The following is a 23,795-nucleotide window of genomic DNA, read 5'->3' on the forward strand; positions in this document are numbered from 1 at the left end:
GTCGCTGCGTGACTCCCGTGGCCGATATGGAAGCTCCGCGAGATCCGCAGGTCAAGAGCTGTTCACCTGCGGATTCCATCGTGCGGGTCGGCCGCCGGGCCCCGATCCGAGCGTTAAGACCGCGTAAACATTGACCCGCGACGGGGTGCGGGAACCGCAGGGTGATCGCGCGAATTTCCTTCCGCTTTGCCCACCGCGGAGGGAATCGGGCCGCCTCAAGCGCCCCCGGGGAGTGACGGGCCTCCGCTCCCGACGGCCGACGGCGCGCGCGCCGGGATCGTCCTCCCGGCCGACGGGCCCGGACGGGGGCGTCGCAAGGATCGGAGGACCCAAGATCCACCGATGCCCCTCAGGGGCCGGACCGCACGGGGAGACCCGCGGGGCGCAGCACACGCAGCACGACCGGCGAGACCGGTTGCGGGCCGCCGCCGGGGCCGCCGTCGTCCTGGCACTCCTGGCCGGGGCGGCCCCGGCGCAGGCCGCCCCCGAAGCCGGCCGGGGCGCCCGCCGCCGGCCCGGGCCCGGATTCCGCTTCCGGGCGGGTCCGGACCGGATCGCCCGGCCTACGGATCCCCGCCCGTACGGGAGGCGAGCAGCAGGGCGATGTCGTCGGGGCGGTCGGCGGTGCTCCCCGCCTCGGCGACCAGCCGGTCCGCCGTCTCCGTCAGCGGCGAGGGCCGGGCCCCGGCCAGCGCGGCCCGCAGCCGCTCCACCCCCTCGTCTATGTCCGTGCCCGGCATCTCCACCAACCCGTCGGTGTACAGGGCGAGCACCGCGCCCGGCTCCAGCCACAGCTCCGTCACCGGGTAGTCGCCGCCCGAGTCGATGCCCAGCACGACCCCGCCGGGCAGGTCCAGCACCTCGGTGCGGCCGTCGGGGTGGCGCAGCAGCGGCTGGGGGTGACCGGCGCGGGCGGCGAGGGCCCGGCCGGACCCCGGGTCGAGCAGGACGTAGCAGCAGCTCGCGAACTGGCCCGGGTCCAGGTCGATCAGCAGCTGGTTCGTCCCCCGCACCACCTCGTCGGGGGCGTTGCCGCTCAGGGCGAAGGCCCGTACCGCGCTGCGCAGTTGACCCATCGTCGCGGCGGCCGCCACCCCGTGCCCCTGGACGTCCCCGATGACGAGCGCCAGCAGCCCCGCACCCGTCTCGATCACGTCGTACCAGTCGCCGCCGACGTCCATGCCGACCGTGCCCGGAAGGTACCGGCCCACCGTGTCCACGTGCTTGAGGACCGGGAGCCGGCGCGGCAGCAGGGCCGACTGCAGGCCCCGGGCCAGCGCCGCCTCGCTGTCGTAGCGCCGCGCCCGCTCCAGGGCCTGCGCGATCAGTCCGGCCAGCGCGGTGAGCACCGTACGCTCCTCCGTGCTGAATCCGCGCGGGGCGTCGAACCCGAGGATGCAGGAACCCACCGGCCGGCCGGAGGCGATCAGCGGCAGGAACGCGCGGGCGCCGACGTCCGCGTCCAGCGGGATCCCCGGATAGGCGGTGGCGAGGTGCTCCATCGACTCGAAGAACAGCGGCCGGCCCGTGGTCAGGGTCTCCACGCCGGGGAGCCGGGCGTCGAGCGAGACCCCGTCGAAGCGGTCGAGGAACCCCTGCGGGAAGCCGGTCTCCCAGGCCAGGTAGAGGTGCCGCTCGTTCAGCAGGTAGATCGCCAACTGGCGGCCGCCGAAGGCCGGCAGCAGTTCCTCGGTGACCACCGCCGACACCTGGCGGGCGGTGACCGCCTCCGTCAGGGCGATGGCCAGGGCCACCGGCCGGTACAGGGCCGCCGCCCGGTCGGCGGGCGTGTCGGTCCGGGCCGCCGCATCGGGCGCGGGGGCCGGCTCCTCGCCGGGTTCGAGGGTCACCGTCACCCCGTCCGGCCCGGGGTAGAGCCCCACCGTCATCCAGTCGCGGTCAGGGTCCGGGCCGCTGCGGGCCGCGAAGTGCACCGGCACGGGGGACAGGAACACCCCCCGGAAGTGGTCCTCGTAGGCGGGATGCCCCAGCCACGGCACCGCCTCCCACAGGAAGCGGCCGAGCAGCCGCGGCGCGCCGGAACCGAGGAGCGCCCCGGCGGCGGAGTTGGCGAAGCCGATCCTGCCCTCCCGGTCCACCGACAGCAGGGCCTGCGCGAGGCGGTCCACGGCCTCCTGAGCGCCTCCGGCCGGGGTCGCAGGGGGGATCTCGACCGGGTCGCCGGTCCACACCACCGGGTCCCCCGCCGCCGCCAGCGCGGCCAGCTCCGCCGCCAGGGCCTGGGCGGCGTCGCGCAGCCGCTCCCGGTCGGCCTCACCGACGGCGCGCCCCGGGGTCGCCGGACGCAGCACGAACAGCACCCCGAAGCGCTCCGGGCCGCCCGTGACGGGCTCGTACAGCGAGGAGAAGGGGACCGGCAGCCCGGCCATCAGCTGGGGGAAGCGCCGCATGGCCGCCTCCTCGTCAGCGAGGTGTACGGACTGACCGGAGCGGTAGGCCTCGGCGACCGGGTACGGGCGGTTCACCTGCACCCGCCACCAGGGGCCGAACAACGGACCCGGCAGGCCCGTGCACACGGCCAACCGCAGCAGCTCCGGGGACTCGGAGCGCAGGTACACCCCGCCCGCGTACCCGCCGAGGGCCTCCACGGCGCTCACGACCGCGCGCGCGAGCACCCGGTCCCGGGCGTCGTCGGGGCAGGAGCCACCGCTGTCCGGTCTCGCCGTCACACAGCAAGGATGCGCCCCCGGCGGCGACCGGTGCATCCCGGCTCCGCGCCCGGCCCCCGGGGGAGGCCGCGGGGCGGACGGGCCCGGCCGCGGGGCCGCCGCCGGGCCCGTGGCGACCGGACGCCGTAACCACTGACCCGAACGCCTCCCCCGTCCGGGGGACGGACCGGCGCGCGGGCCGTTGCCCGCACCCGTACCGGGGAGGCATGCCGGCATGTACCAGCCCTACGACACGTCCACGCACCCGGCGCCCCGGGCCGCCTTCACCGCGGCCGACGCCTACACGCTCCGCACCGCGCTGGACGCCCTGGGCGGGGTCCGCGACCTCGACGCCCTCGACGTGGCCTGCGGTCACGGCGGCACCGTCACCCTGCTCGCCGACGGGGGAGCCCGGCGCGCCGTGGGGGTCGACAGCTGCCCCGACCGCCTGCGCCGCGCCCGGGCGGCGGCCTCCGGCTCGGCCGCGGTGGAGTACGTCCTCGCCGACGCCGCCGACATGCCCCAGCTCGGTCCCTTCGACCTGGCCACCGCCGTCTACCTGTTCAGCCACGCACCCGACCGGGAGGCTCTGCACGCCATGTTCCGCGGGATCCGCGCCAACCTGCGGCCCGGCGGCCGGCTGCTGACGCTGGTGCGCAACCCGGGCGCCTTCCCGCGCGTGGACTGGTCCCCGTACGGCGTCCGCATCCTCGACCGCGTGCCGGAGGGCGACGCACCGCTGCTGAAGGCCCAGTTCCTCACCGAGCCCCCGCAGCACTTCGAGTACCGCGAATGGGCGCACGCCGACTTCGCCGAAGCCGCCGTCGACGCCGGCTTCACCACCGTCGGCTGGCAGCCCAGCCGGACCCCGCCCGCCGACCCGGCGCGCGACGAGGCCTACTGGAGCGCGTACCGGGCCTGGCCCGTCAGCTCGCTCATGACCTGCACCGCCTAGAGCGGATCGGCCGCTGCCGCCGTGACGAGCTCGACGATGCGCTCCCGGGCCGCGCGCCCCTCCGGGACCGGGAGCAACGGGTACCCGTGCGGCAGGCCCGGCTCCTCGTGCCACTCCACCTCGACCCGGGCGGCCCGCGCCCGGCGCAGCAGCTCGCGGCTGTCGGTGCTCAGCACGTCCCGGGTGCCGGTGAACACCGTCAGCGGCGCCAGCCCCTCGAAGGAGCCGTGCAGCGGGCTCACCCGGGGGTCGTCGAAGGGGAGGGTGCCCGCGTACAGCCGGCCCGCCTCGGCCAGGCCCGCGCGGGTCAGCACCGGGTCGGCCGGCTCGATGGCCGCCTGGCCCGGGTGGCTCATGCTGACGTCCAGCCAAGGGGAGATCAGCACGATCCGGGACGGCTGCGCCCCGGTGCGCTCGCGCAGCCGCTGGGCGGCCGCCAGCGCCAGCCCGGCCCCGGCCGAGTCGCCCACCAGGACGGTGCCGCCCGCGCCGCCGCTCTCGATCAGACCGCTCAGCAGGTCGGCGGCGACCGGAACCGTACGGTCGGCGGTCCCGCGCGGCGCCAGTACGTACGCCGGTACGACGACCCGCGCGCCCGCCCGGGTCACCAGGGTCCGGATCAGCGACCAGTGCGGCCGGACCAGCTCGTCGACGAAGGTCCCGCCGTGCACGTACAGGACCCGCGCCACCGGCTCGGTCCCGCGAGGCGACACGTCGTACACAGGCCAGGCCCCGACGAAGGTCCGCGACACCTCGGCCACCCGCCCCAGCGAGCGCGGCGGCAGGTGCGAAGCGGGCCGGCGGGCCGACCGCGCCACCTTCGCCCGGACCGCTTCCGCCGTCGCGGACCGTCTTCGCCGCCCCGTCGCGACCAGTGCGGCCGAAAGCGCCCTGCTGCGCAGACTCGGCACGCCCCTCACCTCCCCTTTTCCCCGGACCGGGACCGTCCACCGGATCATGCCCCGGCCCCCGTCCCCCATCACCTGAGGAGCATAGGCGTGAAGCTGCGCTGTCGACCCGCTTAAGAAAGTCTCGATGGACTGATCACTACGCCGATCGGCACATTGGTGCCAGTCACCCACGCCACCCGCGCACCAGCGCACCCGGCGTCCCCTTCCGCAATGCCCCTGGAGCCACCCCCATGAAGGCACTCGTCAAGCACAAGGCCGAGCCCGGGCTGTGGCTCATGGACGTCCCCGAGCCGGAGTACGGCCCCGGAGACGTGCTGATCAAGGTGCTGCGCACCGGCATCTGCGGGACCGACCTGCACATCCGTGCCTGGGACGGCTGGGCGCAGGGAGCCGTCAAGACCCCGCTGGTCCTCGGCCACGAGTTCGTCGGCGAGGTCGCGGCGCTCGGCGCGGACGTCCGCGACATCGAGATCGGCGCACTGGTCAGCGGCGAGGGCCACCTCGTCTGCGGCAGGTGCCGCAACTGCCTGGCCGGCCGCCGCCACCTGTGCCGCAGCACCGTCGGGCTGGGCGTCGGACGCGACGGAGCCTTCGCCGAGTACGTGGTGCTGCCCGCGCAGAACGTGTGGGTGCACCGCACCACCGTGAACCTGGACGTGGCGGCCATCTTCGACCCCTTCGGCAACGCCGTGCACACCGCACTGTCCTTCCCGCTCGTCGGCGAGGACGTCCTGATCACCGGTGCCGGCCCCATCGGGATCATGGCGGCGGCCGTGGCGAAGCACGCCGGCGCGCGCAACGTGGTGATCACCGACGTCAGCCCCGAGCGGCTGGAGATCGCCCGCAAGGCCGGCGCCACCCTCGCGGTGAACGTCGCCGAGACCTCCATCGCCGACGCGCAGGCGCGGCTGGGCCTGCGCGAGGGCTTCGACGTCGGCCTGGAGATGTCCGGCCGCGCCGAGGCCATGCGCGACATGATCGACAACATGACGCACGGCGGCCGGATCGCCATGCTCGGCCTGCCGGCCCAGGAGTTCCCGGTGGACTGGGCGAAGGTCGTCACCTCGATGATCACCATCAAGGGGATCTACGGCCGCGAGATGTTCGAGACCTGGTACGCGATGACCGTGCTGCTGGAGGGCGGGCTCGACCTGTCCCCGGTCATCACCGGCCGCTACTCGCACCGCGACTTCGAGGCGGCCTTCGACGAGGCGTCGACCGCGCGGAGCGGGAAGATCATCCTGGACTGGACGGCCTGATCCCGCGCCGGGAGCGGGTGCGCGCGGGTGCGCGGACGAGCGGGTACCGGGCGGGGGCACGCCCCCGCCGGCCCCGCCCGGCCCGCCCCGGGGCACCCCCTCCGGAGCCGCTCCGGCGGTCGGGGCGGCCGCGTCCCGGCCGGTCCGGGCCACCACAAGACCATCTCCCTCCGCCGGGCCCCGCACACCCTCCCCCCTCCGCGGGGCCCGGCCCCCTTCGTCCGCCCGCCCCGGCTCCGCTCCCGCCGGGCGGCGCCCGGCCTACCGCACAAGGAGACACCGAAGTCATGTTCGAGTCCGTCCGCGAAGACCTCCGCACCACCCTCGACGAGATCCGCGCCGCGGGCCTGCACAAGCCCGAGCGCGTCATCGGCACCCCGCAGAACGCCGCCGTCGCCGTCACCGCGGGCGGCGCCCCCGGCGAGGTCCTCAACTTCTGCGCCAACAACTACCTCGGGCTGGCCGACCACCCCGAGGTCGTCACCGCCGCGAAGGAGGCCCTGGACCGCTGGGGCTACGGCATGGCCTCCGTCCGCTTCATCTGCGGCACCCAGGAGGTGCACAAGGAGCTGGAGGCGCGGCTCTCGTCCTTCCTCGGCCAGGAGGACACGATCCTCTACTCCTCCTGCTTCGACGCCAACGGCGGCGTCTTCGAGACCCTGCTCGGCGCCGAGGACGCGGTGATCTCCGACGCCCTCAACCACGCCTCGATCATCGACGGCATCCGCCTCTCCAAGGCCCGCCGCTACCGCTACGCGAACCGCGACCTGGCGGAGCTGGAAGCCCGGCTCAAGGACGCGCAGGACGCCCGCCGCCGCCTGATCGTCACCGACGGCGTGTTCTCCATGGACGGCTACGTCGCCCCCCTCGCCGAGATCTGCGACCTCGCCGACCGCTACGACGCCATGGTCATGGTCGACGACTCGCACGCCGTCGGCTTCGTCGGCCCCAGCGGCCGGGGCACCCCCGAACTGCACGGGGTCATGGACCGCGTCGACATCATCACCGGCACCCTCGGCAAGGCCCTGGGCGGCGCCTCCGGCGGCTACGTCGCGGCCCGCACCGAGATCGTCGAGCTGCTGCGCCAGCGCTCGCGCCCGTACCTCTTCTCCAACTCCCTCGCCCCGGTCATCGCGGCCGCCTCCCTCAAGGTCCTCGACCTGCTGGAGTCCGCCGGCGACCTGCGCGAGCGCCTCGCGGCCAACACCGCCCTCTTCCGCGCGAAGATGACCGAGGCGGGCTTCGAGATCCTGCCCGGCGACCACGCCATCGCCCCCGTCATGATCGGTGACGCCGCCGAGGCCGCGAAGATGGCCGAGCTGCTGCTGGAGCGCGGTGTGTACGTGATCGGCTTCTCCTACCCGGTCGTGCCGATGGGCGCCGCACGCATCCGCGTCCAGCTCTCGGCGGCCCACTCCACGGCCGACGTGGAGCGCGCGGTGGCCGCCTTCGTCGACGCCCGCGCGGCGCTGCGCACGTCCGCCGGCTGAGACAATGGAGGGGTGATCGACCCCCGCCGGCTGCGCATCCTGCGGGCCGTGGCGGACCACCGTACGGTGACCGCCGCGGCCGCAGCGCTGTACCTCACCCCCTCCGCCGTGTCCCAGCAGCTCGCCGCGCTGGAGCAGGAGACCGGCCACGCGCTGCTGACCCGCAGCGGCCGGGGCGTACGGCTCACCGCGGCCGGGGAGATCCTGCTGGGCCACACCCACGAGGTCATGGCCCAGTTGGAGCGCGCCGAGGCCGAACTCGCCGCCTACGCGGGCGGATCGGCGGGCGAGGTCACGGTCGCCGCCTTCGCGACCGGCATCGCCGAGGTGCTGGCCCCGGCCATCTCCCGGCTGGCGCTGGAACACCCGGGCATCCGCCTGCGGGTCCGGGACGCGGAGGGCGACCAGAGCCTGCCGATGCTGCTCGACGGGGAGGCCGACGTGGCCCTGGCCGTCGAGTACCGCGGCGGTCCGGGCGCCGACGACGCCCGCCTGTCGGTGCTCCCGCTCTACGCGGAACCCTTCGACGCGGTCCTGCCCTCGGGGCACCCGCTCGCCGACCTCCCCGCCGTGGCCCTGGCGGACCTCTCCGACGCGGACTGGGTGGGCCAGTACCCCGGCAACCCCTGCCACGACGTCACCCTGCTGGCCTGCGAACTGGCGGGCTTCCAGCCCCGCTTCGCGCACTCCTCCGACGACTTCCGGGCCGTGACCGCCCTGGTGGGCGCGGGGGCCGGGGTGGCCCTGGTGCCGCGTTCCGCGCTGCGGGGCATGGACCTCAAGGAGGTCCGCGTCCGCCCGGTGACGGGCCCGGCCGCCACTCGCCGCGTCTTCGCCGCCACCCGCCGCGGCGCCGAGTCCCACCCCCTGATCGCCCCGGTCCTGGCGGCCCTGTCCCGCGAGGCGGAACGGGTCCCGGCGCACTGAGACGGCGGGCGGGGCCGGATGGCCGGCCCCGCCCCCTCACACCCGGACCACCTCCACCCCCGCCGTCGCGAAGCCGGTCGCGACCTCCGGGGGCAGGCCCGTGTCCGTCACCAGGACGTCCACTTCCGAGGTGGCGCAGATGCGGGCGAAGGCCCGGACGCCGAGCTTGCTGGAGTCGGCGGCGATGACGACCCGGCGGGCGCGTTCGCACAGCAGGCGGTTCATCGCCGCCTCGTCCTCGTGCCGGGTCGCCGCGCCGTCCGCCGGGTCGAAGGCGTCCACGCCGAGGACGGCCGTGTCCATCGAGAGCTGGCCGAGGACCTGCTGCGCCAGCGGGCCCGTCAGCTCGTACGACTGGGGGCGGGCCACCCCGCCCGTCAGGACGATCTTGAACTGGGGGCGGATCACCAGCTCGCCCGCGATGTTCAGGGCGTTGGTCACCACCGTCAGCGCGGGGGAGCCCGTGGCCAGGTCCGCGCGGGCCGCCAGGGCGCGGGCCACCTCCGTGGTCGTGGTGCCTCCCGTGAGGCCGACGACCTCGCCCGGTGCGATCAGCGCCGCCACCGCCTCGCTGATCCGCAGCTTCTCCGCGGCCCGCCGGGACGTGCGGTAGCGCAGGGGCAGTTCGTACGAGACCCCGTGCGGGACCGCCCCGCCGCGCGTGCGGACCAGCAGTTGCTGCTCGGCGAGCCGGTCGAGGTCGCGCCGGATCGTCGCGGCGGACACGCCGAGGGCCTCGGCGGCCGGCTCCACCTCCAGCCCGCCCCGTTCCACCAGCAGATCCAGCAGCGTCTGCCAGCGTTCCTTGCGGGTCATGGCGCCCCTCCCGTGCGTTCCCCGGGCCTCGCTCCGGCCCCGCCGTCGAGATTAACCCAGGCCGCCACCCCGTAGATGCTTGAAGTTGCGCGAAATGGCCCGATACCTTGCAGGAACACGCACCCAACGCGCAGGGAGCCCGCATGAGTCACGTCGCGTACGAGTTGGCCACGCAGCCCGAAAGCTGGGAACGGGCCGCCGAACTGGCCCCGGCCCACCGGGCGGTGCTGCCGAAGCCGGGGGAGCGTACCGCGATCGTCGGGTGCGGCACCTCGTACTTCATGGCCCAGGCAGCCGCCGCCCTGCGCGAGGACGCCGGACAGGGCGAGACCGACGCCTTCCCCGCCTCGGAGTTCCCCCACCACCGCCGCTACGACCGGGTCGTGGCGCTCACCCGGTCCGGGACCACCACCGAGGTCCTCGACCTGCTGGCCGGCCTGCGGGAGGCGGGGGTCGCGACCACCGCCGTCATCGGCGACCCCGACACGCCGGTGACGACCCTGGCGAACGACCTCGTCGTGCTGGACTTCGCCGACGAACGTTCCGTCGTCCAGACCCGGTTCGCCACCACCGCCCTCACCCTGCTGCGCGCCCACGTCGGCGCGCACACCCCGGCCGTGGTCGCCGACGCCCGCGTCGCGCTCGCCGAACCGCTGCCCGCGGGGCTGGAGGGCCGGGGCCAGTTCACCTTCCTCGGCCGGGGCTGGAGCGTCGGACTGGCCAACGAGGCCGCCCTCAAGATGCGCGAGGCCTCCCTGTCCTGGGCGGAGGCCTACCCGGCGATGGAGTACCGGCACGGCCCGGTCAGCGTCACCGGGCCCGGCTCCGTGACCTGGTCGCTGGGCGGGACCCCCGACGGGATCGCCGAGCAGGTCCTCGGGACCGGCGCCGCATGGATCGACGGCGCGCTCGACCCGCTCGCCGAACTGGTGCGCGTGCACCGGCTGGCCGTCGCCGTGGCCGCCCACCGGCAGCTGGACCCGGACGCACCCCGCAACCTCACCCGCTCGGTCATCCTCACCGCCACCGGAGAGGGGGCGGTCCGATGACCCTCGCCCCCGCCGGACACCTCGTCGCCGAAGCGGCCGCGGCCGGCCGTGCCGTCGCGGCCTTCAACATCATCACGCTGGAGCACGCCGAGGCCGTGGTCGAGGGTGCCGAGCGCACCGGCCTGCCCGTCATCCTGCAACTCAGCGAGAACGCGGTGAAGTTCCGCGACGGAGCCCTGCTGCCCATCGCCCGCGCCGCCGCCGCGTGTGCCGAGGCCGCCGGGGTGCCGATCGGGCTCCACCTCGACCACGTCAAGAGCCCGGACCTGCTGCGCCAGGCCGCGGACGCCGGCTTCGGATCGGTGATGTACGACGCCGCGCACCTGCCCTACGCCGAGAACCTGGAGGCCACCCGCTCCGCCGCCGACTGGGCCCACGCCAACGGCCTCTGGATCGAGGCCGAGCTGGGCGAGGTCGGCGGCAAGAACGGCGCCGCCCCCCTGGACCCGCACGCGCCGGGCGCCCGTACCGACCCGGACGAGGCGCGCCGGTTCGTCGCCGACTCCGGGGTGGACGCCCTGGCCGTGGCCATCGGCAGCAGCCATGCCATGACCAGCCGGACCGCGGTCCTCGACCACGCCCTGCTGGCGCGGCTCGCCAAGACGGTGGACGTCCCGCTCGTCCTGCACGGCTCCTCCGGCCTCCCCGACGCGGAGCTCGCGGCCGCCGTCGCCGGCGGGATCCGCAAGGTCAACATCGGCACCGCCCTCAACGTGGCCATGACCGAGGCCATCCGCACCCACCTCACCCCGGCGGACCCCCGCCCCTACCTCACCGCGGCCCGGACGGCGATGGCGGCGACGGCCGCTGCCATGATCGGCGCCCTGGACCGACGCCCCTGATCCGACGGCCGGGGGAGCGCGGATCCCGGATCCCGGAAGGACGCGGCGGGAGGGCGGCCCGGACGTCCCGCTCAGCGGGAGGACCGGGCCGCCGCCGTTGAAGGTGCGGCGCGGGCGGTGTTTCATCCGTCGACGGCCACCCGCCGCCCGAACGCCCGCACCGTCCGAAGGGACACCCGCGCAGGCCCCAGCCGTACCTCCCGTCCGCCTTCGGGGTGTTCCTCGCCCCCCTACCACCGGCCCGACCGAGACCCCGCCCTCCCGGGAGCTGTTCGCCGAGCGGGTCGTGCCCCGGCTCACCGGAACCCCCGACGCCCGCCGGGCCGGCCTCGACCGGGCCGCCCGCAACGGCGAGCGCTTCACGGGAGCCCTGCTCCGCTCCCCCGAGCAGGCCATCGCCCGCAAGGGAGAGGTGTGTGGAGAGCGGCGGCCCTGGTGGCCGGCCGCTTCTCCGTGGGTGAGCACCCGGACCCCGTACCCGGCCCCGGACAGGCGCTGGTGCCGGACTCCCTGGACCTGGCCCCGGCCGCCCTCACCGAGCCGCCGGCCGTCGGCCTCGGGAACATCGCCCGCACGGACGCCGGGCCCGGCACCTCTGCGGTGGTCGTCGGGGGTCTGAACCGTCCCTGCTCCGGCCGGACGCGCCGCCCACAGCCTACTCGCCAGTACCGCATGTGCCAGGAAAAAGCGAGGATCCAGCCTTACTTGCGTCCATATGCGGCTGCTACATTCCGCAAGTGCATCGCGCTCCGGACGGGCGGTGGACAGGCCACGATCTGGCCTGCCCCGCCCTGTCGCAGGTGTGCGACACCGGTCCACGCCGCCGCTCCGCCGTGCAGACCACCCGATCACACCCTCCCAGCGCCGAGCCGGACCCAGTCCGGGGAACGGTGCTGCTCACGTGCGGCCCCGGCCGCCCGAGACTCCTCTCCGAAAGGGAGAAACCGTGCGAAAGTTCCTTCTGCGACGTCCCGTCGCGGGCAAGGCGCTGACCGTGGCCGCCCTGCTGGCCCTGGCGGTCCCCGGCACCGCCTACGCCAATACGGCCGGCGCGACGGTGAAGACACCCGGCGCCACGTCAGGGCCGGCCGCCGCCTTCTCCGAGATCTCCACCGACGCCGCGTGTGCGAGCGGCCTGGTCTCCGGCGGCGGCATCAACCAGGCCATCGGCACCGGGTCGTCCTCCAACGGCAACAAGATCAACGGCACTTCGCCGAGCCCCGACGGAAGCACCGAGTACACCGGCTCCACGGGCGTGGTGGGCACCGACGTGACCCACTGGCTCGGCATCGGCGGCAGCGGCGGCGCGGTCAACGCCTCCTTCTCCAGCACCCCGTACGCCATGTGCTTCAGCAGCAGCCTGATCAGCCACACCCAGGTGGTGATGAACAAGCTGGCAGGACCCACCACCAGCTCGACCGTCGGGCTCGTCACCGCGACCTGCCCGGCCAACACCCGCCTGCTCGGCGGCGGAGCCCGCATCACCCCCGCCGTCATCGGCAGCCTCAAGCCCATCGCGAGTTTCCCCACCTTCAACAACTCCGCCCACGGCTACGGTCAGAAGGCCGCGGCCGACGGTGAGACCAACCCCGACTCCTGGAGCGGCGTCGGCTGGAACGGCGGCGGCGGCAACACCGACAACACCACGTACGCGTACGCCATCTGCAGCGGCAACAACATCAACATCAGTGGCGCGACCGTGAAGGTCCGCCACAGCGAGGTGAGCGGCCCCACCGCCGCGACCGCGGGCCAGACCGTGACGGTCGGCTGCGCGGGCGGGGACGGAAAGCTGATCGGCGGCGGCGCCGCGATCAGCGGAGGCGGCGTCACGACCACGAACTTCACCGGGCCCGGTTCCCCGGGCGACCACCTCAACGGCAGCTACCCCAGCGACTCCGGCGGCAACCCGGTCGCGGACGGGACCACCACGGCCTCGTACTGGTCGGCGACCACCCACACCGGGGGAGGCAGCTCCCCGGGCACCTACTCCGACGCATGGGCGCTGTGCGCCGACGACGGCGTCTGATCCACCCGCAGCACGGTTGCCGCAGCCGGGGCCACGGTCGCGCCCCGGCTGGGGCCCCGCACGTCCCATCTCCCGAGTACCGTCGTCTGGAACCGAGTTGAGCATGTACCGATCGAAGATCCTGAAGGTGGCAGGAGCCGCAGGCCTGCTGGCCGCCGTGATGGCGCCGCTGCCCGCGACGGCCGAACCTGCGGCGCCGGGCGCCGTCACCCCCTGCGGCGCCGGCGGCGCCTTCACCGCCGCGTCGCCCACCTGCACCTACACCGCCGTCGGCACGGACACCTTCACCGTCCCGGCCGGGGTGACCGCGGTGACGGTCGACCTCTTCGGCGCCGAGGGCGGCAGCGCGGCCGGCTTCGTCCTCCCCAGCCCCCCGAACGCCGGGGCACCCGGCGGACTGGGCGGCGAAACCCGCGCAGAACTGCCGGTCGTGGCGGGCCAGGCCCTCCAGATCACCATCGGCGGAGTCGGGAGCTCCGGCACCTCCAGGCACGGCGAGTTCGCCCGCCCCGGCGGCACCGGCCACGGCTCCGGCGGCGGCGGCGCCCACGGCGGCGGCGGTTCCGGCGGCGGCGCCAGCGACCTGCGTACGGGGGCCTTCGGCCCCGCCGACCGGATCCTGGTGGCAGGCGGCGGCGGTGGCGCGGGCAACGGCGGGCCGCTGCTGCACGGCGGCGACGGCGGCGGGCCCGAAGGGGAGCCCGGCGGCCAGGGCGGCGGCCCCGACGGGTCCGGCCTCGCGGGCGGCGGCGGAACCCAGTCCGCCCACGGGGTGGGCGGAAGCCGCAACTCCGCGGTCGGGGCACCCGGCGCCGCGGGCAGCGACATCGACCAGTACACCAGCCGGCCCAACCCCGGAAGCGGTGGCTCCGGCGGCAACGGCGGTGGCGGCGGCAACGGCGGGGGTGGCGGTGGCGGCGGCTACTTCGCCGGTGGCGGCGGCTCCGGCGGCGGCAGGCCCGGGGAACTCTACGGGGCCGGCGGCGGCGGGGGCAGCGGCTTCGCGGCCCCGACGGCCATCGGCGCAACCCTCACCGGGGGCGTCCACCACGGCAACGGCAAGGCGGTCGTCTCCTTCCGGTACGGAGCCTCGGTCACGGTGACCGCGGACACGGTGACCCCGCTGTTCGGGCGGCCGGTCACCCTCACCGCGACCGTCGACCCGGCCGACCCGGACGCCGGAACCCCCGGCGGGGAGGTCACGTTCTTCGACGGGCCGACCCCGCTGGGCACCGCCACGCTCGACGGCGGTCGCGCGAGCATCCGTACCGGCACCCTCCAGCCCTCCGCGCACGCCATCACCGCACGCTACGGCGGCGACACGGCCTTCACCCCGGGCGGGACGGCGGCGCCCACCGAGGTCACCGTCGGGTTCAGCGGCCCCTGCCTCACCACCGCGCACGTCGGCCCGCTGACCGTGGCCCCGGGCGAAGCCCTGTGCATCGCGGCCGGCGGCAGCCAGACCGACCCGCTGACCGTACGCCCCGGCGGGGCCCTGGCCGCTTCGGACGCGACGATCACCGGACCGGTGTCGGTCCAGGGCGCCACCGCCGCCACCCTCTGCCGGTCCGCGCTCACCGGCCCGGTCTCCGTGGAGGGGGCCACCGGCCTGGTGCTCATCGGTTCCGACCGTGAGGCGACGGCCTGCGCCGGCAACACCGTCCGGGGTCCGCTGACCCTCGACGCGAACACCGGCGGCCTCGAAGCCTCGGCCGACACGGTCACCGGACCGGTCCGGATCACCGGCAACAGCGGCCCGGGCACGGCGTCCGTGGACCCCGCGCCCGCCTTCCGGTCCAACCGCGTCACCGGCCCGCTGCGTTGCGAGGGCAACGCGCCGACCCTCCTCCAGTCGCAGAACACCGTCACCGGCCCGCGCACCGGGCAGTGCCGCCAGGACGGCTAGGCCGTCTCTGCCGCGGGGCGGGTGGCAGCCGCCCGGTCCGTCCGTGGATGGTGCATCTACGCTTGTGCCCCGTCAGAGAGTCGAGACGGCGACCGGTCGTGGAACGGAGCATGGGGTGCCAGCGGGCCAAGCGGGGGAAGCGAACGACGGGGACCTGATCGGAAAGGTGCTCGGGGGACGCTACCGGGTGACCTCCGTGGTCGGCCGCGGCGGCATGGGCGTGGTCGCCCGTGCCGTCGACGAGCTGCTCGCCCGCGAGGTCGCCGTCAAGGTCCTGCGGGCCTACACCGACTCCAGCGACGCCGAACTGGCCGACCTGCGCACCCGGATGGAGCGCGAGGCGCAGGCCGCCGCCCGTATCCGGCACGGCGGCGTCGTGACCGTGCACGACGTGACGCACGAGCAGGGTCTGCCGGTCATCGTCATGGAACTCGTCGACGGCCCCTCGCTCGACGAGGTGGTGACGCGGCGCGGCGCGCTCGACCCGCACGAGGCCGCCGCGATCGGCGCCAAGCTGATGGACGCGCTCGACGCCGCGCACCGCGCGGGCGTCCTGCACCGGGACGTGAAGCCGGGCAACGTGCTGCTGGAGCGCGGCGGCCGGGTCGTCCTCACGGACTTCGGCATCGCCACCATGGAGTCCTCCGGCGACGACGCCGTGGCGAAGCTGACCCGCAGCGGTGAGCTGGTCGGCTCGCTCGACTACCTGCCGCCGGAGCGCGCGCAGGGCAGGGAACCCGGCCCGGCCTCCGACATATGGTCGCTCGGGATGACCCTGTACGCGGCGGTGGAGGGCGTCTCGCCGTTCCGCCGCACCTCGGTGTGGTCCACGCTGGCCGCGATCGTCGGCGACCCGCTGCCCGAGCCCCGGCGCGCGGGGCCGCTCACTCCGGTGCTGCGGGCGCTGATGGCGAAGGAGCCGGAGCGCCGGCCCACCGCCGACCAGGCGCGCGCGATGCTGGAGCAGGTGGCGGCGGGCGGCGGCGCGGCCCCCGAGGCGGCGCCCGCCGCGTTCCCCCCGATCCCCGGAGCGCAGTCGGCGTTCGGGCCGGCTCCGGCGCCCGCCCCCGCGCCCGTTCCCGGCTTCGGGCCCCCGCCCCCGGCCGGTTTCGACGCCGGCGGCGTATCGTTTCCGCACCCCTACGCCCCCACTCCCCAGCCCGGCTTCCCGCCGCAGGGACCGCCGCCCGGTCAGCCGTTCACGGTCAGCCATTCCGGCTCGGCGGCCGTGGACCGGGCGCGGCGCCGCGGCCGCGCCGCGATGGCCGTGGCGGTCGTCGCCGTACTCGCCGCCGGCGGGGTCACCTACGCCGTGACCTCGGGCGGCAGCGACGGCGAAGACCGGGCGCAGGCGGTGGCTCCGACCCCGGCGCCCGGTGGCTCCCCGGTCGCCGGCGGGCAGTCGGGCGCGCCGACCCCGGCCCCCTCGCCCTCCGGCTCCGGACCCACGGCGAAGCCGTCCGCGAGCGCCTCGAAGAAGGCCGGCTCGCCGTCGCCCTCCGCGAAGGGCTCCTCGCCCGCCCCGGCCAAGCCCAGCCCCGTACCGACGGGCTGCGCCGGCTGGACCCACAGGGACCCGGCGCCGGGCACCTACGGCTACATCTCCGGCGACCACCACCTGCTGGCCGCGCCGTACCAGCAGTGCTCGCAGGGCAGTCTGGTCAAGGACGGCACGAAGCTCTGGTACCAGTGCTACATCGTCAACTCGTTCGGCAACCAGTGGACGTTCGTGCGCGTGGACGGCACGAACGCCACGGGGTGGCTGTACAACCGCGACCTCAAGGGACAGAAGGGCTCGTCCCCCGCCTGTTAGCCGCTGGGGGCCGGGGAGTTCCGTACCGGACTCCCCGGCCCAACGGCATTCCTGACGGTCCATCACCACCCCTTCCGGATTACTGCAACGGGTTCTACCCTGGCCGCCGCCACCACACCGACCGGCTGGACCGCGAGACTCCCGGAGGGGCCGTGCACCTCGAATACACGTCTGAGCAGCAGCAGTTGCGCACCGAGCTGCGTGCCTACTTCGCCGAGCTCGTGCCGCAGGACGTCTACGCCCGCTACGAGGACCCGGCCGCGCAGAAGCGCTTCTACCGGGAGACCATCCGCCGTCTCGGCGCCGACGGCTGGCTCGGGGTCGGCTGGCCGAAGGAGTACGGCGGGCGCGGCATGTCGCCCATGGACCAGTTCATCTTCTTCGACGAGGCCGCGCAGGCCGTCGTCCCGCTGCCGCTGATGGCTCTGAACACCGTCGGTCCCACCCTCATGCAGTTCGGCACCGACGAGCAGAAGGCGTACTTCCTCCCCAGGATCCTCGCCGGCGAGATCGACTTCGCCATCGGCTACAGCGAGCCCGACGCGGGCACCGACCTCGCCGCCCTCAAGTGCAGGGCCGTCCGCGAGGGCGACGAGGAGACCGGCACCTACGTGGTGAACGGCCAGAAGATCTGGACCACCAACGGCGACACCGCCGACTGGGTCTGGCTCGCCGTCCGCACCGACCCGGACGCCCCCGCGCACAAGGGCATCACCATGCTCCTCGTGCCGACCTCCGACCCCGGCTACTCCTGCACCCTCATCAACACCCTGGCCTCACACGACACCACCGCCAGCCACTACGAGGACATCCGCGTCCCCGCGAACCGCCGCGTGGGTCAGGAGAACAAGGGCTGGCGGCTGATCACCAACCAGCTCAACCACGAACGCGTCACCCTCGCCGCCCACGGCACCATGGCCATCCGCGCCCTGCACGACGTCCAGCGCTGGGCCGCCGCGACCAAGCTGGCCGACGGCCGTCGCGTCATCGACCTGACCTGGGTCCGCGGCAGGCTCGCCCGCACCCACGCCCGCCTCGACGCGATGAAACTGCTCAACTGGCAGATGGTGAACGCGGTCCAGTCCGGCACCCTCACCCCGCAGGACGCCTCCGCCGTCAAGGTCTACGGCTCCGAGGCGCGCCGGGACGCGTACGCCTGGCTCATGGAGGTGGTCGGCGCGGCCGGCTCCCTCAAGGACGGCTCCGCGGGCGCGGTCCTGCACGGCGAACTGGAGCGCGGCTACCGCAGCGCGGTGATCTTCACCTTCGGCGGTGGGAACAACGAGATCCAGCGCGAGATCATCGCCTGGATCGGCCTGGGCATGCCCCGCGTCCGCCGCTGACCCCGTGTGACTCACAACGTTAGTTGGCACATAACAGACGTTGTTGTCACCGGACGTGCGTGCGAACCCTTTCGTTGAGCCGGATAGCTGGCGTGCGTACGGTCCCGGCGCGCGTCAGAACGGTCGCCATCCGGGGAAGGGGTGCGTGCGGCTGGTGCCTGGCGTCGGACAGGGCTTTGCTGGATCTGGGGCAGCAGCGTTGGACGGACTTGCCGACTCTACGGGCACCTTTGCGCAACCGGCCCCCGAGTGAAACTCACGTGGTCAGTTCAGTGGCGGGGACACCTCCTGTCTGCTTTCTTGGTAGGTCCTGCGTTGCAAGTGCGTGGAGGTCACCTTGGGCAATACACGCAGATCCCGACCCGCCACCCGTAAGTCCACGCTCCACCGGTTGAAGACCGAAGGTCATCCCGGGGAGCTGAGCGAGTTCGTGCGTGACAGGTACCTTGACGGTGCCGACTATGAGGCCCGGAACTTCACCCGTGAAGGCATCGAGGGACTGCTGATGACGGGAGGAGTGCCTCGTGAGCGCGCTGACTGGTGCRACACCCTCGAGTCCATCACCGGCCTCAACGTCAACGAGAGGAATCGCGCTGCAGCCGGCCTAGTCATCATGCGTACGGCCCGTGGGGTCTACGCGCTGAGTTACGGAGTGGGGCACCACATGCTGGACCCCTACTACCGCGACGACGAGTTCGGTCTGGAATTCGCAACCCGCTGCCTCGACGACGCCGGAGTCATCAAGGTCCGCAACCAGATTATGGACGGCCGTGGCAGGGTCGACGAGTACTCGGTCTCGCGCGGCGAACGCATCGACGATTTCGGCTTGGACCGCTTCGGCGCTGTCGTCCGCCGCATATGTGGCACCGTCAGTGGGCTGGCGCTGACCTCATTGGAATCGGGCCGGATACGTCGAGTACGCGTCGAATGCTCCCAGGCCACCATTAAGCTCCCCCTTGCCACCAGCCTGGAGGAGTTCCTCAGCGACCTGCGGACGATCGAGGACGTCTGTGCAAGGCCCGATCCACTACCCCAGCTGCGATTCGTCAGCAGGGTACATACCCTCAACAACGGCAGCCGCAAGGCTGTCGAAGCCCAGAAGATCCTTGAGGGCCTCCTCGCAGACCCGGACAGTCCCCGCCTGACGACCGGAGTTCCCGACGCCTGTCAGGAAAGCCACAGCTCGGCCCAGGCGTTCCGCATCAGACGCGGAGCCCAGGTGATCGAAACCAGCGAGCTCGAACTGAGGCACCTGCTTGCCTTCGTGAAGGACAAGCCGCCAGGCGAGCGACTCAAGGCACTCGCTGACGTCCGGGTGACCATGTTCAGCGACGACGACTGCCAAACCCCCGCAGGTGTCGCCACCAATGGCAAGGAATGGCTGATAGCTGACATACAGGCCAACCCCGACCGGCTGTTCTACGGCAACGGCAAATGGTTCGAGGTGGGGGCCGGTTTCATCGAAACCCTCGAAGAGGAGCTCACCAGCCTCTTCGCGGCACCGCGGACCGTCACGTTGCCCTGCTGGACGAGGGGACCGCTCAACTCAGACGGTCAAGATTCCCACGATGAAGATTGGTTCAACCACCGGGCAGCAGAGCAGGACGGATACCTCCTCTTCGACAAGAAGAATGTCCGCACCAGCAAATTCAAGGGTGGGGGATTGGAGATCTGCGACGTCTTGGGCCCTGACAGCCAGCTGATCTGCGTCAAGAAGGCCACGGCGAGTACCGCCCCCCTCAACCACCTCTTCGCTCAAGGCGTGGTCGCTGTGGAGACCTTGCGGAGCGATGCGGAGGTACGAGCCAAGTTCCTCAAGCAGGTAGCCGCCCACAGTCCAAACCACCGCCTTATCCAAGACTTTGGCACGCTCCGCGTGGTCTTCGGCATCCTGCTGAAGGACGGCGAGGATATTGCCGTGGACTCGCTCTTCGCCTTCGCTCAAGTCTCGCTGCTACAAGCGGTGCGGAGGCTACGCGCCATGAATGCGGACGTCGAGGTCATCGCCATCCGGCGCTGACTCAGTGCTTGCTGATTGCGTCGCCGCGCTCCTCGTTGGCACGGGCTCTGCGCGGCATCGCCCCGGCACGGCTCCGCGGTCGGACTTCAGGCCTCGGCCGGTGCATCCAGTCGGCAGTGGACGTCGACTATGCCCTCGACGGAGTGGGTGAGGCGTTCGGCCAGGGGGATCAGTTTGCCGTCGCGGACCTGGCCGGTCAGCGTGGCGCTCCCTTGGGCCACGGTGACCTTGACGCCTTCGTGGGAGAGGGGGAAGAGGCGTTCGACGACGGTGCGGCGAATCTCGGTGGCGAGTTCTTCGTCGGTGCGGAGGAAGACCTTGAGGAGGTCGGCGCGGCTGACGATGCCCTTGAGCGTGCCGTCGGCGTCGACGACCGGGAGGCGCTTGATGTGCCGGTCGGCCATGAGGCGGGCTGCCTGAGGCAGGGTGGCGTCGGGACGGATCGTGACGGCCGGGGTGGTCATCATGTTCTCGGCGCGGGTGGAGCCGGCCTTGGCGGTGTCACCGAGGCGGCGCATCTGTTCGATCAGGCCCGGGCGGTGCTCGTGGAACTCCTCCTTGGGTAGGAGATCGGCCTCGGAGACCACGCCGACGACGCGGCCCTCGCCCTCGATGACGGGTAGGGCGGTCACCTTCCACCGCTCCATCGCGGTGGCGATGTCCTTGAAGCCGGTCGAGGGGGTGACGGCGATGACCTTGGTGGTCATGACATCGGCGACGGTGTACGGGGTGGAGGTCATGGCGGGGTCCTCAGCGTGCGTAGGCGAGCGGGGTGCCGCTGCCGTGAGGGGCGAACAGGTCGAGGAGGCGGGTCCGGGCGGAGTCGAGCCGGTCGGCGATGACGGCGGCCACCGCGGTGGAGACGGACCGGCCGACGGCCGAGTCCTCGTTGCACAGCTCCCGTACGGCCGCGGCGTCGAACTCCAGGGCGCGCACCTCGTGGGGGGCGGTGGCGCCGAGGTGCCAGCTGTAGGGCGGGAACATCCAGGACCAGCCGAGGAGCTCGCCGTAGCCGAGGGTGTCGACGACCACGTTCTTGTGGCCGGGGACGTGGGTGTCGAGGTCCACGGTGCCGCGCTGAATGATCCAGAACTCCTCGGCCCGCTGGTGCTCCTTGAAGATGCGGGTGCCGGCCGGGAATGTCACCTGGTGGGAGTGGGCGAGCAGGGTTTCGCGGGCTTCCGGTGCCATCGCTTCGAGGATGCTGTGCATGGTGCTCATGGAGTGCCTCCAACCCTTCGCATCCACCCTGCTCGGTGGCCCACCGTGCCCGGGAGGGCCGCGCGGTGCACACCGCCGGGGCCGTCCGGCCCGGGTCGGCGGACCAGGACGGCCTCCCCGGATTTGGGTACGACGGCCGTCCATCCCAGCTCATGGTCGATCCGGTTCCGGAGGGTCTCGGCGGCGGTCTCTTCGCCGTGGACCAGGTAGGTGGTGTGCGGTGGCGGAGCGGAGCGCAGCCAGTCGATGATCTGGTCGGCGTCGGCGTGCGCGGAGAAGTGCGGGACGTCGGCGACCTCGGCGCGGACGGGGACGTATTCGCCGAACACCTTGAGCGTGCGGGCGCCGTCCACGAGGTCGCGGGAGCGGGTGCCGGCGGCTGCGAAGCCGACGATGACCACGGCGTTGCGCGGGTCCGGCAGGAGCCGGTGGAGGTGGTGCAGCACGCGGCCGCCGGTGGCCATCCCGGCGGACGAGACGATGATCGCTGGTCCGGTGGTGCTGTTGATGTCGATCGATTCCTGGACGGTGCGGGCGGCCAGGAAGGGCTCCGGGCTGATCGCCGCCTCGCCGCGGGCGAGGATGTCGGGGCGCAGCTCGGGCGAGTGGGCTCGTACGGCGTCGCGGTAGACGTCCAGTGCGGCCAGGGCCATGGGGCTGTCGACGTAGACGGGTACGTGGCGGGGCAGGGTGCCGTCGCTGCGCAGGGTGGCCAGCTCGTGCAGGACGACCTCGGTGCGGTCGATCGCGAAGGCCGGGATGACGACCGTCCCGCCACGGGACAGTGCGCGCGTGATCACCGAGGCGAATTCGCGCTTCGCGCTCTCCTGGTCATGGTGACGGTTGCCGTACGTCGACTCCATCAGCAGGACATCGGCGCCGGAGAACGGTTCGGGTGGCAGAAGGAGCGGGTGGCCGGGGCGGCCGAGGTCACCGCTGACGGCGAGGGTATGGCCGTCCTCCAGCGTCAGGTGTGCCCAGGCGGAGCCGAGGATGCGACCCCCGTGGTGCAGCATCAGCTTCGTGCCAGCCATGATCTCGACCTCACTGCCCACCGGTACCGGGTCGAAGAACTTCACCGTTTGGTCGATGTCGTCATCGTCGTAGAGCGGCTTGGCGGGCCGGTGCTTGGACCAACCGTGCTGGTTGGCGTGCTCGGCGGCCTCCATCTGGAGGCGGGCGCTGTCACGGAGCACTCTCGACCAGGAACTTGCTGCCGGTGACCGTCCGCACCCCGCCGAGGAACCTCAGCAGGGCCGGGCGGGCGGAAGCAGGAGACGGGGACGGGGCTGACTGGGACATGGCAGCAGCACTCCTCTCTGTCTCCACCGTCGCACCGGAACGCCCTCTCCGCTGGGGACCGACCGGTCCCGGGTAGGGGCCGACCGGCCCAAGCGGGACAGAGGGACACAGGCACAGCCTGACGGTGACCCCCTCCCGCACAGCACACAGAGAGAAGGCCGCGCCATGAAGGCACTCGTCTTCCACGGGCCCGGACAGACCTCCTGGCAGGACGTCCCGGACCCCTCGATCAAGGACGCCGCCGACGCCATCGTCCGGGTCGACGCCGTCACCATCTGCGGCACCGACCTGCACATCATCAAGGGCGACGTCCCCGAGGTGACACCCGGACGGATCCTGGGCCACGAGGCCGTGGGGACCGTCGTCGAGACCGGCGGCGATGTCCGCAGCGTCCGCCCCGGTGACCGCGTCCTGATCTCCTGCATCTCCGCGTGCGGCCGCTGCCGCTTCTGCCGTGAAGGGCACTACGGCCAGTGCCGCGGAGGAGGCGGCTGGGTCCTGGGCCACACCATCGACGGCACCCAGGCCGAGTACGTCCGCGTTCCCTTCGCCGACCTCTCCGTCCATCCCCTTCCCAGCGCCCTGGCGAGCCACGAAGCGGTCCTGCTCGCGGACATCTTCCCGACCTCGTACGAGGTGGGTGTCCTCAACGGCAACGTGCGCCCAGGCGACACGGTCGTCGTGGTCGGCGCCGGCCCCATCGGCCTGGCCGCCATCGCCACGGCACAGCTATACAGCCCGTCCCGGATCCTCGCCGTCGACCTCGCGGCTTCCCGCCTGGCAGCTGCGCGGGACCTCGGGGCCGATGCGACCGTCAGCGCGCAGGAGGAGCCGGAGCAGCTGGTGGGGGACCTCACAGACGGGCTCGGCGCGGATGTCGTCATCGAGGCCGTCGGCGTGCCCGAAGCCTTCGAGATGTGCACCCGCATGGTCCGCCCGGGCGGCCGGGTCGCCAACATCGGCGTGCACGGCAAGCCCGCCGTCCTCCACCTCGAAGACCTGTGGATCAAGGATGTCACCATCACCACCGGCCTCGTCGACACCCACTCGACTCCCATGCTGCTGCGCATGATGGCCGCTGGCCGCCTGCCCGGCACCGCGATGGTCACGCACCGGTTCGAGCTGGACCAGATGGAAGAGGCGTACGACGTCTTCTCCCGCGCCGGCGAGACCGGCGCCCTCAAGGTCGTGCTCGGCGGACCGCAGCACGACACCGTCGCCGTACCGCCCCAGGAGCAGTGATCGC

The 23,795-nt window shown here is 73.2% G+C and carries 18 protein-coding genes; 12 read left to right on the forward strand and 6 right to left on the reverse strand.

Annotated features, from left to right (window positions below):
* Positions 1 to 563 precede the first annotated feature (563 nt).
* A complete protein-coding gene (locus AB4039_RS07000) occupies positions 564 to 2,726 on the reverse strand; it encodes a SpoIIE family protein phosphatase (protein ID WP_266837023.1) in 2,163 nt (720 codons plus the stop codon).
* Positions 2,727 to 2,904: 178 nt separating this feature from the next.
* Here AB4039_RS07000 and AB4039_RS07005 point away from each other — a divergent pair, with 178 nt between their 5' ends.
* A complete protein-coding gene (locus tag AB4039_RS07005; protein ID WP_266837021.1) occupies positions 2,905 to 3,624 on the forward strand; it encodes a class I SAM-dependent methyltransferase in 720 nt (239 codons plus the stop codon).
* Here the strand turns inward: AB4039_RS07005 and AB4039_RS07010 are convergent.
* Positions 3,621 to 4,535 carry an alpha/beta hydrolase fold domain-containing protein gene (locus AB4039_RS07010; RefSeq protein WP_442270282.1) on the reverse strand — a complete coding sequence of 305 codons (915 nt, stop codon included), beginning with the start codon at positions 4,533 to 4,535 and terminating at the stop codon, positions 3,621 to 3,623. The genes AB4039_RS07005 and AB4039_RS07010 overlap by 4 nt on opposite strands.
* 230 nt (positions 4,536 to 4,765) lie before the next feature.
* Here AB4039_RS07010 and tdh point away from each other — a divergent pair, with 230 nt between their 5' ends.
* The 3 genes from tdh (at position 4,766) to AB4039_RS07025 (ending at position 8,211) form a co-directional block, all read left to right on the forward strand.
* The gene (gene tdh / locus AB4039_RS07015) at positions 4,766 to 5,794 is read left to right on the forward strand and encodes an L-threonine 3-dehydrogenase (protein ID WP_266837017.1); all 1,029 of its coding nucleotides are present in this window, start codon (positions 4,766 to 4,768) and stop codon (positions 5,792 to 5,794) included.
* Between the two features lie 287 nt (positions 5,795 to 6,081).
* Positions 6,082 to 7,284, forward strand: coding sequence for a glycine C-acetyltransferase (locus AB4039_RS07020; protein ID WP_266837015.1), 1,203 nt, complete (start codon positions 6,082 to 6,084; stop codon positions 7,282 to 7,284).
* Positions 7,285 to 7,296: 12 nt separating this feature from the next.
* On the forward strand, positions 7,297 to 8,211 hold the full coding sequence (locus AB4039_RS07025; protein ID WP_266837013.1) for a LysR family transcriptional regulator: 915 nt from the start codon (positions 7,297 to 7,299) through the stop codon (positions 8,209 to 8,211).
* A 36-nt stretch (positions 8,212 to 8,247) separates the two neighbouring features.
* On the opposite strand, the gene AB4039_RS07030 is transcribed toward AB4039_RS07025, so the two are convergent.
* Positions 8,248 to 9,027 carry a DeoR/GlpR family DNA-binding transcription regulator gene (locus tag AB4039_RS07030; protein WP_266837011.1) on the reverse strand — a complete coding sequence of 260 codons (780 nt, stop codon included), beginning with the start codon at positions 9,025 to 9,027 and terminating at the stop codon, positions 8,248 to 8,250.
* A 143-nt stretch (positions 9,028 to 9,170) separates the two neighbouring features.
* Here AB4039_RS07030 and AB4039_RS07035 point away from each other — a divergent pair, with 143 nt between their 5' ends.
* From AB4039_RS07035 to AB4039_RS07065, 7 genes are all read left to right on the forward strand, one after another.
* On the forward strand, positions 9,171 to 10,076 hold the full coding sequence (locus tag AB4039_RS07035) for an SIS domain-containing protein (protein ID WP_442270283.1): 906 nt from the start codon (positions 9,171 to 9,173) through the stop codon (positions 10,074 to 10,076).
* Positions 10,073 to 10,918 (forward strand): class II fructose-bisphosphate aldolase, encoded by an 846-nt coding sequence (locus AB4039_RS07040; RefSeq protein ID WP_442270284.1) that lies wholly within the window; start codon positions 10,073 to 10,075, stop codon positions 10,916 to 10,918. The genes AB4039_RS07035 and AB4039_RS07040 overlap by 4 nt, the downstream gene beginning before the upstream one ends.
* 946 nt (positions 10,919 to 11,864) lie before the next feature.
* Positions 11,865 to 12,944: a hypothetical protein gene (locus AB4039_RS07045; protein WP_442270285.1), complete on the forward strand. Its 1,080-nt coding sequence runs from the start codon at positions 11,865 to 11,867 to the stop codon at positions 12,942 to 12,944.
* Positions 12,945 to 13,047: 103 nt separating this feature from the next.
* A complete protein-coding gene (locus AB4039_RS07050) occupies positions 13,048 to 14,850 on the forward strand; it encodes an Ig-like domain-containing protein (protein WP_442270314.1) in 1,803 nt (600 codons plus the stop codon).
* A 115-nt stretch (positions 14,851 to 14,965) separates the two neighbouring features.
* Positions 14,966 to 16,663, forward strand: a complete 1,698-nt coding sequence (locus tag AB4039_RS07055; protein ID WP_266837003.1) for a serine/threonine protein kinase — start codon at positions 14,966 to 14,968, stop codon at positions 16,661 to 16,663.
* 152 nt (positions 16,664 to 16,815) lie between these two features.
* Positions 16,816 to 18,006 carry an acyl-CoA dehydrogenase family protein gene (locus AB4039_RS07060; RefSeq protein ID WP_266837001.1) on the forward strand — a complete coding sequence of 397 codons (1,191 nt, stop codon included), beginning with the start codon at positions 16,816 to 16,818 and terminating at the stop codon, positions 18,004 to 18,006.
* A 391-nt stretch (positions 18,007 to 18,397) separates the two neighbouring features.
* Entirely contained in the window at positions 18,398 to 20,026 is a 1,629-nt protein-coding gene (locus AB4039_RS07065) for a DUF6119 family protein (protein ID WP_442270286.1), read from the forward strand.
* Positions 20,027 to 20,112: 86 nt separating this feature from the next.
* Here the strand turns inward: AB4039_RS07065 and AB4039_RS07070 are convergent, their stop codons facing one another.
* From AB4039_RS07070 to AB4039_RS07080, 3 genes are read right to left on the reverse strand one after another with little or no spacing between them, the layout of a single operon-like run.
* Positions 20,113 to 20,766 carry a CBS domain-containing protein gene (locus AB4039_RS07070; RefSeq protein ID WP_266836997.1) on the reverse strand — a complete coding sequence of 218 codons (654 nt, stop codon included), beginning with the start codon at positions 20,764 to 20,766 and terminating at the stop codon, positions 20,113 to 20,115.
* 10 nt (positions 20,767 to 20,776) lie between these two features.
* The gene (locus AB4039_RS07075; protein WP_442270287.1) at positions 20,777 to 21,247 is read right to left on the reverse strand and encodes a cyclic nucleotide-binding domain-containing protein; all 471 of its coding nucleotides are present in this window, start codon (positions 21,245 to 21,247) and stop codon (positions 20,777 to 20,779) included.
* Positions 21,244 to 22,443, reverse strand: a complete 1,200-nt coding sequence (locus tag AB4039_RS07080) for an MBL fold metallo-hydrolase RNA specificity domain-containing protein (protein WP_442270288.1) — start codon at positions 22,441 to 22,443, stop codon at positions 21,244 to 21,246. Before AB4039_RS07080 ends, AB4039_RS07075 begins: the two co-directional genes overlap by 4 nt.
* A gap of 271 nt (positions 22,444 to 22,714) precedes the next feature.
* On the opposite strand from AB4039_RS07080, the gene AB4039_RS07085 reads away from it, so the two are divergent.
* Positions 22,715 to 23,791: a zinc-dependent alcohol dehydrogenase family protein gene (locus AB4039_RS07085; protein WP_266836989.1), complete on the forward strand. Its 1,077-nt coding sequence runs from the start codon at positions 22,715 to 22,717 to the stop codon at positions 23,789 to 23,791.
* Positions 23,792 to 23,795: the final 4 nt, after the last annotated feature.

Source organism: Streptomyces sp. M-16, assembly GCF_052114405.1.
Lineage (GTDB): Bacteria > Actinomycetota > Actinomycetes > Streptomycetales > Streptomycetaceae > Streptomyces.

Excerpts from the sequence above, each read along its gene's own strand:
- AB4039_RS07030 (WP_266837011.1), bottom strand. The coding sequence starts at position 9,027 with ATGACCCGCAAGGAACGCTGGCAGACGCTGCTGGATCTGCTGGTGGAA.
- AB4039_RS07000 (WP_266837023.1), bottom strand. The coding sequence starts at position 2,726 with ATGCACCGGTCGCCGCCGGGGGCGCATCCTTGCTGTGTGACGGCGAGA.
- AB4039_RS07075 (WP_442270287.1), bottom strand. The coding sequence starts at position 21,247 with ATGAGCACCATGCACAGCATCCTCGAAGCGATGGCACCGGAAGCCCGC.
- AB4039_RS07070 (WP_266836997.1), bottom strand. The coding sequence starts at position 20,766 with ATGACCTCCACCCCGTACACCGTCGCCGATGTCATGACCACCAAGGTC.
- AB4039_RS07005 (WP_266837021.1), top strand. The coding sequence starts at position 2,905 with ATGTACCAGCCCTACGACACGTCCACGCACCCGGCGCCCCGGGCCGCC.
- AB4039_RS07050 (WP_442270314.1), top strand. The coding sequence starts at position 13,048 with ATGTACCGATCGAAGATCCTGAAGGTGGCAGGAGCCGCAGGCCTGCTG.
- AB4039_RS07035 (WP_442270283.1), top strand. The coding sequence starts at position 9,171 with ATGAGTCACGTCGCGTACGAGTTGGCCACGCAGCCCGAAAGCTGGGAA.
- AB4039_RS07020 (WP_266837015.1), top strand. The coding sequence starts at position 6,082 with ATGTTCGAGTCCGTCCGCGAAGACCTCCGCACCACCCTCGACGAGATC.
- tdh (WP_266837017.1), top strand. The coding sequence starts at position 4,766 with ATGAAGGCACTCGTCAAGCACAAGGCCGAGCCCGGGCTGTGGCTCATG.
- AB4039_RS07040 (WP_442270284.1), top strand. The coding sequence starts at position 10,073 with ATGACCCTCGCCCCCGCCGGACACCTCGTCGCCGAAGCGGCCGCGGCC.
- AB4039_RS07085 (WP_266836989.1), top strand. The coding sequence starts at position 22,715 with ATGAAGGCACTCGTCTTCCACGGGCCCGGACAGACCTCCTGGCAGGAC.